Raw genomic sequence first — 15,547 nt, 5'->3', positions numbered from 1 at the left:
TAAAAAAACGAACAGATATTCGGTAAAATTTTCGACAAGATATACATAAAAAAAGAAGGAATAAATACTTCCTTCCCCTACTAACTCTATTTTTTAAGTACATATAATAAGTCATATCCATTGCGCCCATTTTCATTCGTACAATCTATTAACCTATATGCCGTTTCTGATTCACGTTGCTCTTTAACAATCCTTTTACAACTATCTTTATGTAACCCTTTATGGTCACCAGCAAATTGATCTTGCCTATTATCTAACACATAAAGTATATCTTTCTCACTATGCTCTAACGTTTGAAAAATCGGGTCACCTTCATGTGTATACTGTACAATTCTTATTTTATCAGCTTTCCCTTGTTCCACATTCCAAATGAACTTTTCGAATTTATCTAGATTAGAAATTTCTGCCCACTTCGCAAAGACATCATTCTTCCTATCAATTGCACTGTTAGGTTGTGAACATGCTACTAAACTAAAGAGAAATAAGCATATGAAACCTGTTCTTTTTCCTGTTGTTATCCTCTCCTATACAAACTATTGGTATACTAGAAAAAGCTACTTTCCTCTATGAAAGTAGCTTCTTGTTTCCTTTCTCCTTCTTCGGAAAAATAGCATATGAAAATGAAATCACAGTATCCACTAAAAGAATAATAGCCCACACTTTGCTTACACGGCTTGCTGTTTTATTTAAAACGATTCCTGACTCTAACCAATTTCCCCACTGCTCTACCGGAATAAGCCCATACATGAAGAAAAAGAATATATGAACCGCAACAAACAAAATAAGATGTAAAACCCAATTTTTTATTTCCTGCTTCGCATGCGCCATCCCTGTTACTTCAAGTGGTTCTTCGATAATAGGCGCCGGTTCATTCCGCCACTTCGCAACTAATTTTTGTACATATATATCTAATTTCTTCAAATCCTTTTTCCCATAAAAAACTGCATATAATAAAATGATTACCGTAATGATTTGAAAATTAGAGAACTTCCCTGTTTGATAATAGTCCACTACCCCTAAAGTTAAAATAAACACTTCATTTACGAGGAGTACAATCCCCATAATAAAACTCGCCTTTTTCAAACGGAATCCGTAACGAAGTAAAAAGAAACCGATAGCTGATAACCAAAATACAATTTCTGCCCCAATTAAAAAATACCAACGATATTCTGCGAGTATACTCATTTATCCCTCTCCTTCTCATCATATATACGAAAAGCCTCATCCATATATAATAAAAGTTCTTCTTCAATTGGATACATGCTCATTTTCTGTGAATCTTCCTTCGATTTTCTAACTTCCCATAACTTATCTAAAAACGCTTCGTCACCATTGGCCATTTCTAAACACTTCTGCATTAATCTCTTCGTTGCCCCTTGTACCTCATCACTCGCGGCTTCTTTGCCGTCTTTCATAAAAGTACGTAATTGCTTTAATAAATCTACCCATTCTAAAATATTCGGATCCTCTTCACTCATATTCGGCAAGTTATGAAGCAATTTTTGTTCTTCCTTTGAAAATACTTCATTTTGAAACATTTCACGTATACGAGACGACTGTTTCGAAAGCTGAATAAGTTCAAACATAACTTTCCAATCAAGTTCTCCTTCCACATCTACCGAATAAACAACAGCTTGTAAAACACGCTCCATTCGATTGAATTTCTTTTGTTCTTCCTGTACAAACCGAAGTTGTTTTTCAAGAGAATCCTTTAAGTTAAGCTCACCTTTTACTAACATATTCGCAGCCTCTTTTAATGAAAATCCCATTTCCTTTAAAAACAAAATTTGTTGTAGTCGAATGACATCAGTTTCACTATATAACCGATGTCCACCCTCCGTTTTCCCGCTCGGCTTTAATAAATCTATTTGATCATAATAACGTAATGTACGTACTGTTACCCCTGTCTCTTTCGTCAATTGTTGTATTGAAATCACTACCATCACCTCTTCCCCTTCATTATAAAAGATGACGTTACGTAACTTTCAAGACTTTTGTAAAAAAAATACAAAAAGCTGTTTATACTCTTTGTATCAACAGCTTTTACGGAAATAATCCCTTTTGTATAGAGCGCCCACAAAATAAAATAAGTGCGCCAACAACAACACTCGTTGCTGTTTTATGATAATGAGTTGAAACTAATAAATAATATGATAAACCTACAGTACCAAGCATAATACAAATACTTGGCACTGGATTACGAGAGAAATTTTGCATCCCCCAAAACAAAGCAAAAATAGCCGTAGCGACACATAATACCGGTAATCCCATCCCAGTTCCCCTTTTTCTATCTATTCCTTGTTGCTAACACACTCGTCGATGCCATACTTATTAATAAACCAAAAATAGCAATATATAATAACTCATTTACATGCACTGCTTGCCTATCTAAATACTTATTTACACAAAGATACATAATGAACAAGAAAATGAAGCTTGTAATACAAATCGTAAAATACGACTTTATCTTATTCACAACTCGCTCATCAATCGACGGTACTCCCTCTTCTTTCAAACGCTTTTGTTCTCTATATTCCGAAATACCATATAAAATGACTAGTGCTACATTTGAAATCAATATCGCTCCCCACGAAATATTTAAAATGACTAAACTTGTATTTAAAATAAGCCCCGCTAAAGATAAGCTTCCTATAAACCTCATAACTTCTTGCTTATTCATGTATTACCAGCCTCTTTCTTATTTCTATACTTCCACTTCGGCCAATAATTCACAAAGAAATAAACAAACTGTCCTAATACAAATAAAACAAATGGCATGCCCGCATTTCCATAAACAATTAAATTATACAAACTCCATACCGCTAAACTCATTGTTAAAAACAACCCTAAATATTTAAACGCTTTATCCGACTGAAATCTCTCAAACTCATCTTGCATTTTCATTCCTCCTATCGTTATGCCCGTTTTCCCGCCATTACTCCTATGATGAGACTACCCGCAAATAAGGAACTACATATCATAAATATTTCTTGCACTGGTATAACAGCTCTGCCTATTGCTTTACTCGCAACAATATAAACAATAAGCAATAAAAACGCGCATACAAATGAAACATTTACATACCTTTTTATGTTTTCATTTACTCGCTCATCTATATCTGGAAGTTCTTCTTTTTTGTACTTACGCTTTTTGTAATACACACACACTATCAAAAATGCAATTGCTAAAATGTTACTCACTACGATTGATAAAATTGGTATAGCCGGATTCATAATATGAACTACAATGTCTCCCAAAAACAATCCAAAAGTCACACCGGTAAATAATTTTTTAGTATCGTTCATTTTTTCTCCCCTTACTCTAGCGTAAATATTTCCTCCACCTTCATCCCAAAATATTTGGCGATTTTTAAGGATAACTCTAGACTCGGGTTATAATGATGGTTTTCAATCGCCACAATTGTCTGCCGCGTCACTTGCATCGCCTTTGCCATTTCAACTTGCGTTATATGATTTTGCTTTCTTAACTCTTTTATTGTATTTTTTACACCCATAGGCTCCACCTTCGAAAGTAAAGATATCTTTACTTTAATTATAAATATTTTCCAATTGCAAGTAAAGATATCTTTACAAAAAAAGGTAAAAAAAGAGACACCTATAAGATGCCTCTTTGCTACTACATAAATCCTAATGCATATACAAGAACGTACCCAAGAACAGATAAGCAAACCGAGCCAATCAATCCTGCCACGAATGCCCTACTTCCTAATTTGCGGAACGTTTTAAACTCTACATTTAAACCGAGTCCTGCCATTGCCATTGCAATAAGCATGTACGCAATGACTACAATATATCCAGCAACAACTTCTGGGATAATCCCAATCGAATGCACTGCACTCATCGCTAAAAATCCAAAGATGAACCATGGAATTGGAAGGTCGCGCCACGATCTTTTTTCCTCGCTATCTTCACTCTTACCAAACCATAATCCAATTAAAATTGCTACTGGCACAAGCATCGCAACGCGCGTTAATTTCACAATAACCGCGATGTCTACAGCCGTGCTACCTCCTGGCGCCGCCGCAGCGATAACGTGAGCGATTTCGTGCAATGTCGCACCTGAAAACACCCCGTAACCGTACGGTGAGAAGCCCAGCACTGGGTATAATAGCGTATAAATAAGTGTAAATATTGTACCTAAAATTGCAATAATCGCTGCCCCAACTGCCGTTTCTTCATCTTTCGCTTTCACTTGCGGTGCAATCGCGACGACTGCGGCCGCACCACAAATCGCCGTCCCGCATGCTGTTAAAATCCCAAGTTTCTTTTCTACTTTAAATACTTTCGTTAGTCCATATACAACGAAAATTGTAAATGTAATAACAACCGCTGCGATGACCAATACTTTCGGCCCCGCCTTCGCAATATCTACAAGATTTAACCGCATTCCAAGTAAGATGATCCCAAAGCGTAGCAACTTCTTACTCGCAAAGTTCGTTCCCGCTATCGCTTCTTGAGGAATCCCGATTGCGGCGCGCCAAACCATCCCGATTAGAATAGCGATTACTAATTGTCCCATAATATTTAAAAATGGAAGCTCTGCTAAATATTTCGCGGCGATTGCGATTAATAACGTAATCCCAATACCTTGCGAAAATCCAAAGCCCTTCTTCTTTTGTATAACAAGTGTTTGTTCCACTTTGTACCACCCCAATAATCGTATTGGAACATGCATGTTCTTTCTAGTTACATTATAAGAGAGTTTTAATAATAAGTTTAATATCAATATTGAATCCCTATCATCAGAAATACTTATGATAAAATAAAAGCAAAAATAAAGGGGCCTAACAAATGAACGTCGACATTTTAAAGATCTTTGTTACTGTCGTTGAACAAAAACATTTTTCGCGTGCTGCGGAACTATTAAACCTTTCACAACCTGGCGTTAGTATGCACATTCGCAACCTGGAAAATGAATTTGGGACTACACTTATTCAGCGGTCCCCAAAGCACGTCCAAGTTACGGAAGCTGGAAACATATTATACATACACGCAAAGCAAATGCTTTCACTTTATGAAGATGCAAAACAGGAAATTAATGCGCTGCATAACGTCGTAACAGGGACACTTCGCATCGGCGCTAGCTTTACAATTGGCGAATACTTACTTCCAAAAATACTTGCGCGCTTTGCCAATGAAAATGCACACGTCGAAGTTCATACATTTATCTCCAATACGGAAGAAGTTTTGCAAAGCCTCCGCTCTAATCAAATTGATATCGGCTTAGTGGAAGGCCAAGTCGTATACGCTGACGTAGATGTTGAAACTTTTATGCAAGATGAAATGAAACTCGTCGTCCCGCCAAACCACCCATTGCTCCATATCGAGGGAATTAACGAAAATACATTGCAAGATCAAGTCTGGGTATTAAGGGAGAGCGGCTCTGGCACACGTGCCTATAGCGATCGATTTATACACCAACATCATTTAAAAATGAAACGCTTCTTTACATTTAGCAGTATTCAAAGCGTGAAGGAAGCCGTTGCAGCCGGTCTTGGCATCGCTATCCTTTCAGATTGGACTGTTCGAAAAGAACTGTTGGCACAAGAAATATTCCACATCCCTGTTCCGAACGAAGAGCTAATCCGTCCATTCTCCATCGTGCGCGGCAAATATTTTATCCCGTCTAAAGCTATTCAAGTCTTTTTAAAACACGTAGATTCTTTTGCGAAAAAACAGAGTTGACCTTCACATTAGTGTGAAGGTTTACAATACATGTAAAAGGAGTGAAACGCATTGCGAATTGGAGAGTTATCAAAAGAAACTGGGGTTAGCGAAAGGGCACTAAGACATTATGAAGAAAAGGGATTACTCCCTTCGAAACGCCTTGAAAATGGCTACCGCAAATTTGATGAAAGTGCTATCAAAAAAGTAGAACTTATTCAAATGTACTTACAGCTTGGTTTAAACTTAGAAGAGACGGCGAGGATGCTGCGCTGCCTTGAAATCGAGCCACATTTATACGAAAACCCATGCAGTAGTATTCTTAGGCTTTACGAAGATAAACTATGTGAAGTTACGAAACAAATCGAATTGCTCTCTAGTATTCAAGCCAACTTGCAAAAACACGTTTCACTCCTAAAACAAGCAAAAGAAAAGGGATGATTACATGTTTGTTATACATGGCAGTTCAAGACAAAACGGAAATACGGAAGCTTTAACACATATGGTGATTGATGGGATTGAAACAGAACAAATTTACTTGCGTGATCATATCGTCCACCCAATCATAGATCAGCGCCATGATGTAGAAGGATTTCAACCTGTAAATGATGATTACGAGCAGTTAACCAAACGCATGCTAGAGCACGACACGATTATCTTCGCTACACCGCTATACTGGTACGGAATGAGCGGCCACATGAAGAACTTCGTTGATCGCTGGTCACAAAGCTTGCGTAATAAATCTCTTCATTTCAAAGAAAAAATGAAAGGCAAAAAAATGTACGTTGTCATCGTTGGCGGAGACAGTCCAAAACTGAAAGCATTGCCGCTTATCGCCCAGTTTCAATATATCTTTGATTTTGTTGGTTCATCATTTGAAGGGTATATTATTGGGGATGCGAATGGACTAGATGAAATCAAGAACGATGCTGAGGTGCTGGCAAAAGCACAATTGTATAATAATAAATTCAAAAATAGCACACAGAAATAAGTTTGACAAATCCATTTGTATGCGCATACAATAAAAATAATATTATGAAAGGAAGGTACTTTGACCAATGAAGTTCTAATTCTCTTATTTATTTCATCCATCACAAATAGTGAACAAAAATGATGAAAACTAGCAGAGGATTAGTCTGTCCATTTGTCGATACTTTCTTTCGATACGATCATGTAAAAAATCGTTTATTTATGTACGATTTTTACATTGAAGGGCGACATTTATCCTCTCTAGTGAAACTAGGGAGGTTTTTTTTATGACTATTTTAATCGCACGTAATATCGAAAAGAGCTTTGGTGATCGCACCATATTTACGTTACCATCACTAGAAATTCAAGCAAACGATCGTATAGGAATTGTCGGAGTCAACGGAGCTGGAAAATCTACGTTATTACAAATATTAAGTAAAGAAATAGAAGCTGACAAAGGCACAGTAACTCATCATAGTTCTATCGCCATCATTCCACAGCTTAGCGAGGGGATACCGGAAACCGCTTCTTCCCTCGCTAAGGGCAAATGGAATATTTCAAACGTCACAAATTCAATGAGCGGCGGTGAACGAATGCGCCTAAAGATCGCCCATGCCCTCGAACAAGATGCAGGCATTCTATTTGCTGATGAGCCAACAAGTCACTTAGATATGTTCGGTACAGAGCAATTAGAAAAGGCACTTTTATCTTATAAAGGAGCACTTGTTTTAATATCGCATGATCGTGATCTTTTAGATGCCATATGTACAAAGATCATTGAAGTTGAAGACGGTACTATTCAAGAATATAAAGGTAATTATTCAAACTATCGAAAGCAAAAAGAACGTGAGCGAATACAAAAGCAGGCAGAATATGATCAATATATACAAGAAAAAAATCGGTTAGAACAGTCAATTTCACAAAGAAAGCAACGTGCTTCTAGCATGACAAAAATCCCAACACGGTTCAGTTCATCTGAATCTAAACTTTATAAGTGCAGTGGGGCTCATGGGCAAGAAAATGTTAGCAAAGTAGCGAAAGCACTAGAAACACGCCTTGAAAAGTTGGAACAGAAAGAAAAACCGAAAGACTTTTCTCAAGCTCAGTTTGACGTACAATACCACACACCAATTCATAGTAAAGCAGTTGTTCAGTTTAATAAAACAACGAAGAAAATAGGGGATCGCACACTATTTAAAAATATGAATGGAACAATTGTCCCTGGGGCAAAGCTTGCTATTTTAGGGGAAAACGGAAGCGGAAAAACAACTTTGTTCAAAATGCTTCTCGCGAACGAGCGTGGCATTCAGCTTTCGAAAAGTTGTAAAATTGGATACTTTGAACAAACATTATCTATTTTAAAAACAGATAAAACAATTTTAGAAAACGTTCTAGAAGAAACAAACTATACAGAATCGTTCGTTCGAACAATACTTGCAAGGCTCCTATTCCGCCGTGAAGATGTTCATAAACCTGTGCACATCTTAAGTGGTGGAGAACGAATGAAGGTTGCACTCGCAAAAGTATTTTTAGGAAACTATAATATGCTTCTGCTCGACGAACCGACAAACTATTTAGACTTGGCAACGCAAGAAGAATTAGAAAGCATGTTACAGGAGTATCCTGGTACAATATTTTTCATTAGCCATGACCGTGCCTTTATTCGTTCTGTTGCAAACCATATTCTACAAGTAGATGAGAGAGAACCAAGAATATTCCACGGCAATTACGAGCAATACACAAAAAGAACCACCCAAGCTTCTGTAAACGTTACTGAACAAGAATTATTACGATTACAAACAAAATTAACAGAAATCATCAGCCGGATTTCTATTCCAAATCAGCATGATGACATCACATTTCTCGAACAAGAATACGAAAAATTATTAGTTCGAATTCGGCAGTGTAAAGAAGCGCTCTAATGTCTTCCCCATATATCGACGGGACCTTCCACACTTCCCAAGAAATATCGAGGCTTCGACATAGAATATCACCCTACCTATCATGTTAGACACAATAACAACAAAAAGCCGTGCACCAGCACGGCTTTTCACTTTATATACGGACAGCAGTCCCACTCACCGCAACCATTAGCATTCCTTCACGAACTACTTCGTAGTCCACGTCGATACCAACAATGGCGTTCGCATTTTTTTGTCTTGCGAGAGTTTTCATCTCTTCCATTGCAATGTCGCGCGCTTCTTTTAATTTACTTTCGTAGGCGCCTGCGCGACCACCGACAACGTCACGGACAGAAGCGAAAAGGTCACGCACGATATTCGCACCCATGATTGCTTCGCCATTAACGATATCGATATACTCAATAATTTCTTTCCCTTGAATTGTAGAAGTTGTTGTTACAATCATGCTTTATAGCCTCCCATATAAGATTTCCACTTACTTATGGTGCACTAATTCAGCAGAAATTATATTTACGAACTAAACTGCGCCTCATACAATCGGCTGTAACCCTCGCCTCGTTCGATTAGTTCCTCATGTGAACCTTGTTCTGCAATACCGTCTTTATTTACAACGACGATGCGATCTGCATTTTTAATAGTTGCAAGCCTGTGAGCGATAACTAATGTTGTACGACCGACAGATAGTTCTGCAAGTGATTTTTGGATAGCAAGTTCTGTCTCTGTATCTAGCGCAGAAGTTGCTTCATCTAAAATTAAAATTGGCGGGTTCTTCAAGAACATACGTGCAATCGCTAAGCGCTGCTTTTGTCCTCCTGAAAGTTTCACACCACGCTCACCGATAACTGTATCTAAACCGTCTGGTTGCGAGTAAATTAAGTCCTCTAGCTGAGCACGTTTTACCGCCTGCCAAATTTCAGATTCTGAAGCTTTTAAGTTTCCGTAAGCGATATTTTCACGAATTGTTCCTGAGAATAAGAAAACATCTTGCTGTACAATTCCGATTTGCTTACGAAGTGACGATAACGTCATCTCTTTGGTGTCAATGCCATCAATTTGAATTGATCCAGATGAGTGTTCATAAAAACGAGGTAATAAACTACATAGTGTTGTTTTCCCTGCCCCTGATGGTCCAACGAAAGCAACTGTTTCACCTGCATGTATTTTCAAACTAATATCGTTTAAAATCGGCTCTTTATTTTCATATCCGAACGTGATGTTATTGTATTGAATATCGCCGTGTACATGTTTAACTTCTATTGCATCTTTAGAATCTACAATATCCGGCTCTGTTTCCAGAAGTTCTACATATCTTTTAAAACCAGCGATTCCTTTCGGATAACTTTCAATAACCGCATTAATTTTTTCAATTGGGCGGAAGAAAATATTCGTTAATAAAACGAATCCAATAAATCCACCGTACGTTAATTCACCTTGCAGAACAAACCATGTACCACATATTAATACAAAGAGTGTTACAAGACGCATCAGCATATAACTAATCGATGAATTTAACGCCATAATTTTATACGCCATTAATTTTGTTGTACGGAAACGAGCATTATTTACAGCAAATTGCTCTTTCTCAAACTTTTCATTTCCGAATGCTTGTACAACGCGGATACCACCTACATTGTTCTCGATACATGCATTGAAATCAGCAACGTCTGAGAATAAACGTCTAAACGTGCCTGTCATTTTTTTATTGAAGTAAAGTGCCAACCATAATAAGAACGGGATTACGAAGAATGTTAGAAGTGCTAACTTCCAGTTAATCATCATCATAAATGAAAATGCTCCAACTAAAGTCATAATGGCAATGAATAAATCTTCTGGTCCATGGTGAGCAATTTCCCCAATTTCCATTAAATCGTTTGTAAGACGTGAAATTAAATGACCTGTTTTATTATTATCAAAAAATCTGAATGATAGCTTTTGAATGTGATCAAATAATTTCTGCCTCATATCTGTTTCAATGTTAACCCCAAGCATATGTCCCCAATATGTAACGACATATTGCAAACCTGCATTTAACACATAAACTACGAACAAGCCGAAACAAGCCCATAAAATAAGCGTCCAGTTTTGTCCTGGTAATAACTTATCAATAAATTGATTTACGATAAGCGGGAAACCAAGTTCGAGTAAACCTGCGATAACTGCACAGGAAAAATCGAGTACGAATAAACCTTTGTACGGTTTATAGTAAGAAAAAAATTTACGTAGCATATCTTTCCTCCCTTTTCCAAATTAAAAGACTCTCCAAATGATAACCATTATCAAATAATTATTCAAGTTATCCGTCTATGAAACTAAAAAAACCTTCATCTATATTTGATGAAGGTTTCCATTTTATTTTATATAGCTTCCGAATCCCACTCGTGCTCTTGCTGAACAAATACAACACCTAATTCATGATGTCCCCCGGCGTATAATGCCGTTTGAGCAAGACGAAGCTCACCATTTGTATCTACTACTTCTAATTTACAAAACGCTCCTGTCGTCTTCGTTTGAAGCGCGTCATAAAACTCTTCGGTACTTCTTGGAATGATTCCATTTACTTTCGTAATAACTTCTCCAGGCTTTAAATTCATCTCTGCCCCAATTGTATTAGGAATTGTATCTAACACAACAAGTCCATCATTACGTGCGGCAAAGTATGCTGGTCTTTTCTCGTCTGCAATTTTCTCTTGCATCGAGATTGTAAAGCGTCCAAGCATTGCGACTCCCATCGCGATAATTGCGAATACGTGCCACCAGTAACTTGCGATACCTAAAACGAGTACGAGCCCCGCTAAACCATAGACACGTCTTCCTGTAAATAATAAAGCTTCCGTCGGCTCATAACTTCTAACCTTTCTCATAAATCCAATTAAAAATGGAACGAGGAATAAAGAGTATGTAGTCGAACCTATTGAAACGACAGGCCACCAAGAAATAAATCCTGTCACCGCGTCTCCTGGTATAAGAATAAATACTGGTACAAGCCATAAACGATTGGATTCATGTAGTCCAATTCGTAGCCCACGCTTACCTTTGTTAATTTTTGGCGTAGAATAACGAACTGCATTTTTAGAGATTAATAAACCCTCTACAACGAGCATAACGCCTAGTAAAATAGCAAGGGATACAATCGTACCCTCTTCACCTTCTCCAAGCTGTAAGAAGGAAACTGGCATCTTAGACGATAACAACACGAGTGCAATCGCGATTCCGAAAGTATAAGCTACAGATAAATATCGATACATAGCAGTTAATCCGAATAATAACGTCCAAAGTAAAATTGCCCATAAACTCGCTTTTGAAACAACAAGCCCGAGTCCAATCGTAATAATAGATACGATTAATCCGTACCCAATACCTGCAAATAGAGTTGTTCGTAGTTCAAACCAAATATCATATACTTTAAAAGAAAAATCTTTTCGTTCTCGTAATATACGTAAGTATCCAACGAAGATACTACTAATTAAAAATACATAGACAGCAGGGTGTAAGAAAAAACGTCCAACTCCTCGTAGTATTTCAAAAATCCATGCCTCCACGAATTCATTCACCACCATTTATATCATTCTTTCTTTTTATTTTATCATATTTAACACATAAAAAAATACAGGCATCGAAGTGCCTGTATTCTTTCTTATTTCGCTATTAATTTCAATGCCGTCTGTAATTGTAAATCGTTTTCTCCAGAACGGATTTTTTCAATGATTTTAGTTTGAATCGCTTCAGCTGTCTTTTTATCGAGTTGTCCTGTTGCTTCCATCTCATTCGCATTTTGGAATGCTTTTAGTGCTGATTCTGTCTCTTTGCTAAAGTATCCATCTTCACGTCCTGGTACATATCCTAAGCTCTTAAGCATTTCTTGTGCGTGTTTTACTTGTACATCATTTGAATTGTATGAAAGTGTCTTTTCAATTTGAATTGGTGTCGCATGATAATAATCTGGTTGCTTCACTTCTACAGTTGGCGCGATTCCTTTTTTATGAATCCAATTGCCATCTGGTGTTAACCATTTAAACATTGTTAATTTAATGTTGCTGCCATCTTTAAATGGAACAGCCTGCTGAACAGTACCTTTACCAAACGTTTTTTCACCAATTAAATCGTATCCTTCTCCTTCTTTTAGCGCACCAGCTAAAATCTCTGAAGCAGAAGCACTTCCGTTATCAATTAATACTGAAATTGGATATGACTTTCTCTCTTTCAGTTCCGTAGAGAATTTCTTCTTCTCACCATTTCGCTGTTCTACTTGTAGCATTGGCTTTTTATCTGTCATGATGTCTCCTAGTATATCTTCTACACTATTTAAATAACCGCCAGGATTACCACGCACGTCAATAACTAAGCCTTTTATGTTTTTCTTCTCTAGCTCTTTTAACTGATCCTTAAATTCTTTCGCAGTATTTTCAGCGAAAGAAGTAATTTGCATATAACCGATATCTTTTCCGCTATCTTGCTTTACGGAACTAAATACAGTGAAAATCGGAATCTTTTCACGCTTAATTTTAAATTCTATCGGATCAGCCACTCCTGCGCGCTTAATTTCAATTGCAACAGTCGTTCCTTTTTTACCACGAATTTTTAATACTGCTTCTTCACGTGATAAATCTTTCACACTATTTCCATCTACAGATAAAATTTGGTCATTCGGTTTAATTCCTATCTTTTCTGCTGGTGAACCTTTAATTGGCGATACGATAATAAGCTTACCGTCCGTCTTGTTCACTTCAGCTCCAATCCCTTCAAGTTCAGGATCCAGTGACTGACTAAACTGTTTTGCCGTTTCTTTATCCATATACGTGGAATAAGGGTCCTTCAGCGTAGACAACATTCCCTGTATCGCACCTTCGACTAATTTGTCGTCTTTCACGTCTTCCACATAACGTGAATCAATTAGTGCATACGCCTCATTAATCTTTACCAAATTCCCTTGCGCTGTGCCAGCATTACCATTCGATACTGTTTGCGTTACATACGCTGGGTTTATCCCAAACCAGTACATACCACCAAACATCCCGCCAGCACCAATTAAAAATGCAACAACCATTCCAATAATTGCAACTCTACGTTTCAATGCGGAATTCCCCTTTCCAGAACACACAGGTGGTGTAGCAAAAGGCATCACACGATGTGTGATGCCTTTACCTATTTCTACTATATGATAAGCTTGTACGAATTATGTTTGCAACTTTTTATACTTTTAAGAAGCGACGAATTGACATTACACTTCCCCACATACCGATTAATGCACCGATTAACATTAATAAACCAGCTAATTGGAATACGAATGGGTTGTATGGTAGAAGCTCGAAAATTGTTCCGCCAAGTTTTTCATTAAACACACCTTGCAACGAATTATACATAACTAAAATTAGGCCAATTGGAATAATTGATCCTAATACTCCTAGGAATAATCCCTCTAACAAGAACGGCCAACGAATAAACCAGTTTGTTGCACCAACAAGTTTCATAATTTCAATCTCAGTACTACGAGCATAAATTGTAATTTTAATTGTGTTAGAGATTAAGAACATCGCTGTGAATAGAAGACCCGCAATTAACGCAATCCCGATGTTACGACCAGTTTTTACAGTATCAAATAATTTTTCAACTTGACCTTTACCGTATTGAACATTACTTACAAACTGCATTTTCTCAATCTTTTTCGCAATTGTTGCCGTATCTGTTGGTTCTTTCGCCTTTACAACAAATACGTTTTTCAGTGGGTTATCTTGCTCAAATAACTCGAACGTTTTTCCACTATCGCCTAAGCTTTTAATTAAACGTTTCAACTCTTCTTCTTTAGAAGAATATTTAATAGAATCTACTTTCGCAATTTTACTCATATCTTCTTCTAATTTCTTTTGATCAGCTTCTTTTGCTGCTGGATCAACATGCACACGAATTTCTACATCTTGCTCTACTTTCGTCGCAAAATGGTTCATATTCATAATCGCTGTCAAAAAGACACCTACAAGTAATAATGTAACTGTTACTGCACTTACAGAAGCAAATGTCATCCATCCGTTACGGGATAGATTTTTCACACCTTCTCGCAAATGTCGACTAAGGGTTTTAGCCTTCATATCCGTATCCTCCCTCAATCTCGTCTCGAACAATTCTTCCGCCTTCAATTGCAATTACACGATGACGAATTGTATTTACGATATCTGCGTTATGTGTCGCCATAACAATCGTTGTACCACGCTCATTAATACGTTTGAAAATCTTCATAATATCAAGAGCTGTTTCAATATCTAAGTTACCTGTTGGCTCATCGGCAATTACAACCTTTGGCTTATTTACAATCGCTCTTGCAATCGCCACACGTTGTTGCTCTCCGCCCGAAAGCTCATTTGGAAGTGCATCGGCACGCTCTTCAAGACCAACAAGACCTAACACTTCTGTAACGCGCTCACGAATCGCTTCCTTCTCTTCTTCAATTACTTCTAAAGCAAACGCAACATTCTCATATACCGTTAATTTAGGTAGCAATTTAAAATCTTGGAAAATTACGCCTAATTGACGACGGAAATACGGAACATCTCTTTCTGCTAATGTTTCAATTACAAGTCCATTTACATTAATTGATCCTGTAGATGGCTTCTCTTCACGATACATCATTTTAATAAATGTAGATTTTCCGGCTCCACTCGGTCCAACTACGTATACGAATTCACCTTGTTTAATGTTAACTGTGAGACCAGCAATGGCTTTCATACCATTTGGGTACTCCTTATAAACATTCGTCATTTTTATCATTATTTATCACCCAATACTTAATGATTTTTTTCGAAATACTTTTCTGTACATTTGAAAATAAAAAAACAACCTTTATTTTCGCTCGACCATTCTTGTTGAAGGTAGCTTCCATACATGCTCTTTATTAGCAACGCTACTCTATGTAATATATTTCATCAAAATTCTACAAACCCCATTGTAACATCAATCGGTTTCCAATTCGGATACAGTTTT

Annotated in this window: 19 protein-coding genes; 4 read left to right on the top strand and 15 right to left on the bottom strand. The window is 37.2% G+C overall.

Features of this window, described 5'->3' with window-relative positions; translation table 11 throughout:
* Positions 1-86 precede the first annotated feature (86 nt).
* The 9 genes from ABH957_RS10815 to ABH957_RS10775 all read right to left on the bottom strand — a co-directional run bounded on the left by ABH957_RS10815 (position 87) and on the right by ABH957_RS10775 (position 4,659).
* Entirely contained in the window at positions 87-518 is a 432-nt protein-coding gene (locus ABH957_RS10815; RefSeq protein WP_404454910.1) for a DUF4362 domain-containing protein, read from the bottom strand.
* Positions 519-564: 46 nt separating this feature from the next.
* Positions 565-1,185 (bottom strand): hypothetical protein, encoded by a 621-nt coding sequence (locus tag ABH957_RS10810; protein ID WP_404454592.1) that lies wholly within the window; start codon positions 1,183-1,185, stop codon positions 565-567.
* Positions 1,182-1,943 (bottom strand): MerR family transcriptional regulator, encoded by a 762-nt coding sequence (locus tag ABH957_RS10805; protein WP_404454595.1) that lies wholly within the window; start codon positions 1,941-1,943, stop codon positions 1,182-1,184. The genes ABH957_RS10810 and ABH957_RS10805 overlap by 4 nt, the downstream gene beginning before the upstream one ends.
* 100 nt (positions 1,944-2,043) lie before the next feature.
* Entirely contained in the window at positions 2,044-2,271 is a 228-nt protein-coding gene (locus ABH957_RS10800; protein WP_404454598.1) for a hypothetical protein, read from the bottom strand.
* A gap of 16 nt (positions 2,272-2,287) precedes the next feature.
* Entirely contained in the window at positions 2,288-2,680 is a 393-nt protein-coding gene (locus ABH957_RS10795) for a hypothetical protein (protein WP_012261978.1), read from the bottom strand.
* The gene (locus tag ABH957_RS10790) at positions 2,677-2,898 is read right to left on the bottom strand and encodes a hypothetical protein (protein ID WP_002143738.1); all 222 of its coding nucleotides are present in this window, start codon (positions 2,896-2,898) and stop codon (positions 2,677-2,679) included. The genes ABH957_RS10795 and ABH957_RS10790 overlap by 4 nt, the downstream gene beginning before the upstream one ends.
* 17 nt (positions 2,899-2,915) lie before the next feature.
* Positions 2,916-3,305: a hypothetical protein gene (locus ABH957_RS10785; RefSeq protein ID WP_404454601.1), complete on the bottom strand. Its 390-nt coding sequence runs from the start codon at positions 3,303-3,305 to the stop codon at positions 2,916-2,918.
* A gap of 11 nt (positions 3,306-3,316) precedes the next feature.
* A complete protein-coding gene (locus tag ABH957_RS10780) occupies positions 3,317-3,514 on the bottom strand; it encodes a helix-turn-helix transcriptional regulator (protein WP_002143740.1) in 198 nt (65 codons plus the stop codon).
* A 122-nt stretch (positions 3,515-3,636) separates the two neighbouring features.
* A complete protein-coding gene (locus ABH957_RS10775) occupies positions 3,637-4,659 on the bottom strand; it encodes a YeiH family protein (protein WP_219300926.1) in 1,023 nt (340 codons plus the stop codon).
* Between the two features lie 152 nt (positions 4,660-4,811).
* On the opposite strand from ABH957_RS10775, the gene ABH957_RS10770 reads away from it, so the two are divergent.
* The 4 genes from ABH957_RS10770 to abc-f all read left to right on the top strand — a co-directional run bounded on the left by ABH957_RS10770 (position 4,812) and on the right by abc-f (position 8,575).
* On the top strand, positions 4,812-5,705 hold the full coding sequence (locus ABH957_RS10770; RefSeq protein ID WP_044439365.1) for a LysR family transcriptional regulator: 894 nt from the start codon (positions 4,812-4,814) through the stop codon (positions 5,703-5,705).
* Between the two features lie 51 nt (positions 5,706-5,756).
* Entirely contained in the window at positions 5,757-6,125 is a 369-nt protein-coding gene (locus tag ABH957_RS10765; RefSeq protein WP_404454605.1) for a MerR family transcriptional regulator, read from the top strand.
* A 4-nt stretch (positions 6,126-6,129) separates the two neighbouring features.
* Entirely contained in the window at positions 6,130-6,675 is a 546-nt protein-coding gene (locus tag ABH957_RS10760) for a flavodoxin family protein (RefSeq protein ID WP_404454608.1), read from the top strand.
* Between the two features lie 265 nt (positions 6,676-6,940).
* Positions 6,941-8,575 carry a ribosomal protection-like ABC-F family protein gene (gene abc-f / locus ABH957_RS10755; RefSeq protein ID WP_404511183.1) on the top strand — a complete coding sequence of 545 codons (1,635 nt, stop codon included), beginning with the start codon at positions 6,941-6,943 and terminating at the stop codon, positions 8,573-8,575.
* Between the two features lie 133 nt (positions 8,576-8,708).
* On the opposite strand, the gene ABH957_RS10750 is transcribed toward abc-f, so the two are convergent.
* The 6 genes from ABH957_RS10750 to ftsE form a co-directional block, all read right to left on the bottom strand.
* Positions 8,709-9,020 carry a heavy metal-binding domain-containing protein gene (locus tag ABH957_RS10750; RefSeq protein WP_002068307.1) on the bottom strand — a complete coding sequence of 104 codons (312 nt, stop codon included), beginning with the start codon at positions 9,018-9,020 and terminating at the stop codon, positions 8,709-8,711.
* A gap of 65 nt (positions 9,021-9,085) precedes the next feature.
* Positions 9,086-10,801 (bottom strand): ABC transporter ATP-binding protein, encoded by a 1,716-nt coding sequence (locus ABH957_RS10745; RefSeq protein WP_002089591.1) that lies wholly within the window; start codon positions 10,799-10,801, stop codon positions 9,086-9,088.
* 128 nt (positions 10,802-10,929) lie between these two features.
* On the bottom strand, positions 10,930-12,114 hold the full coding sequence (locus tag ABH957_RS10740; RefSeq protein ID WP_404454614.1) for a PDZ domain-containing protein: 1,185 nt from the start codon (positions 12,112-12,114) through the stop codon (positions 10,930-10,932).
* 95 nt (positions 12,115-12,209) lie between these two features.
* Entirely contained in the window at positions 12,210-13,646 is a 1,437-nt protein-coding gene (locus ABH957_RS10735) for a S41 family peptidase (protein WP_012261984.1), read from the bottom strand.
* 118 nt (positions 13,647-13,764) lie between these two features.
* Complete coding sequence (gene ftsX, locus ABH957_RS10730; protein ID WP_002089596.1) at positions 13,765-14,658, bottom strand: permease-like cell division protein FtsX; 894 nt, start codon at positions 14,656-14,658, stop codon at positions 13,765-13,767.
* A complete protein-coding gene (ftsE, locus tag ABH957_RS10725) occupies positions 14,648-15,334 on the bottom strand; it encodes a cell division ATP-binding protein FtsE (RefSeq protein ID WP_002016128.1) in 687 nt (228 codons plus the stop codon). The genes ftsX and ftsE overlap by 11 nt, the downstream gene beginning before the upstream one ends.
* Positions 15,335-15,547: the final 213 nt, after the last annotated feature.

This window comes from Bacillus sp. RC242, assembly GCF_044908245.1.
Taxonomy (GTDB): Bacteria; Bacillota; Bacilli; order Bacillales; family Bacillaceae_G; genus Bacillus_A; species Bacillus_A mycoides.
The sequence above is the reverse complement of the archived record's forward strand: the minus strand, read 5'-3'. Positions and strand labels throughout refer to the sequence as shown.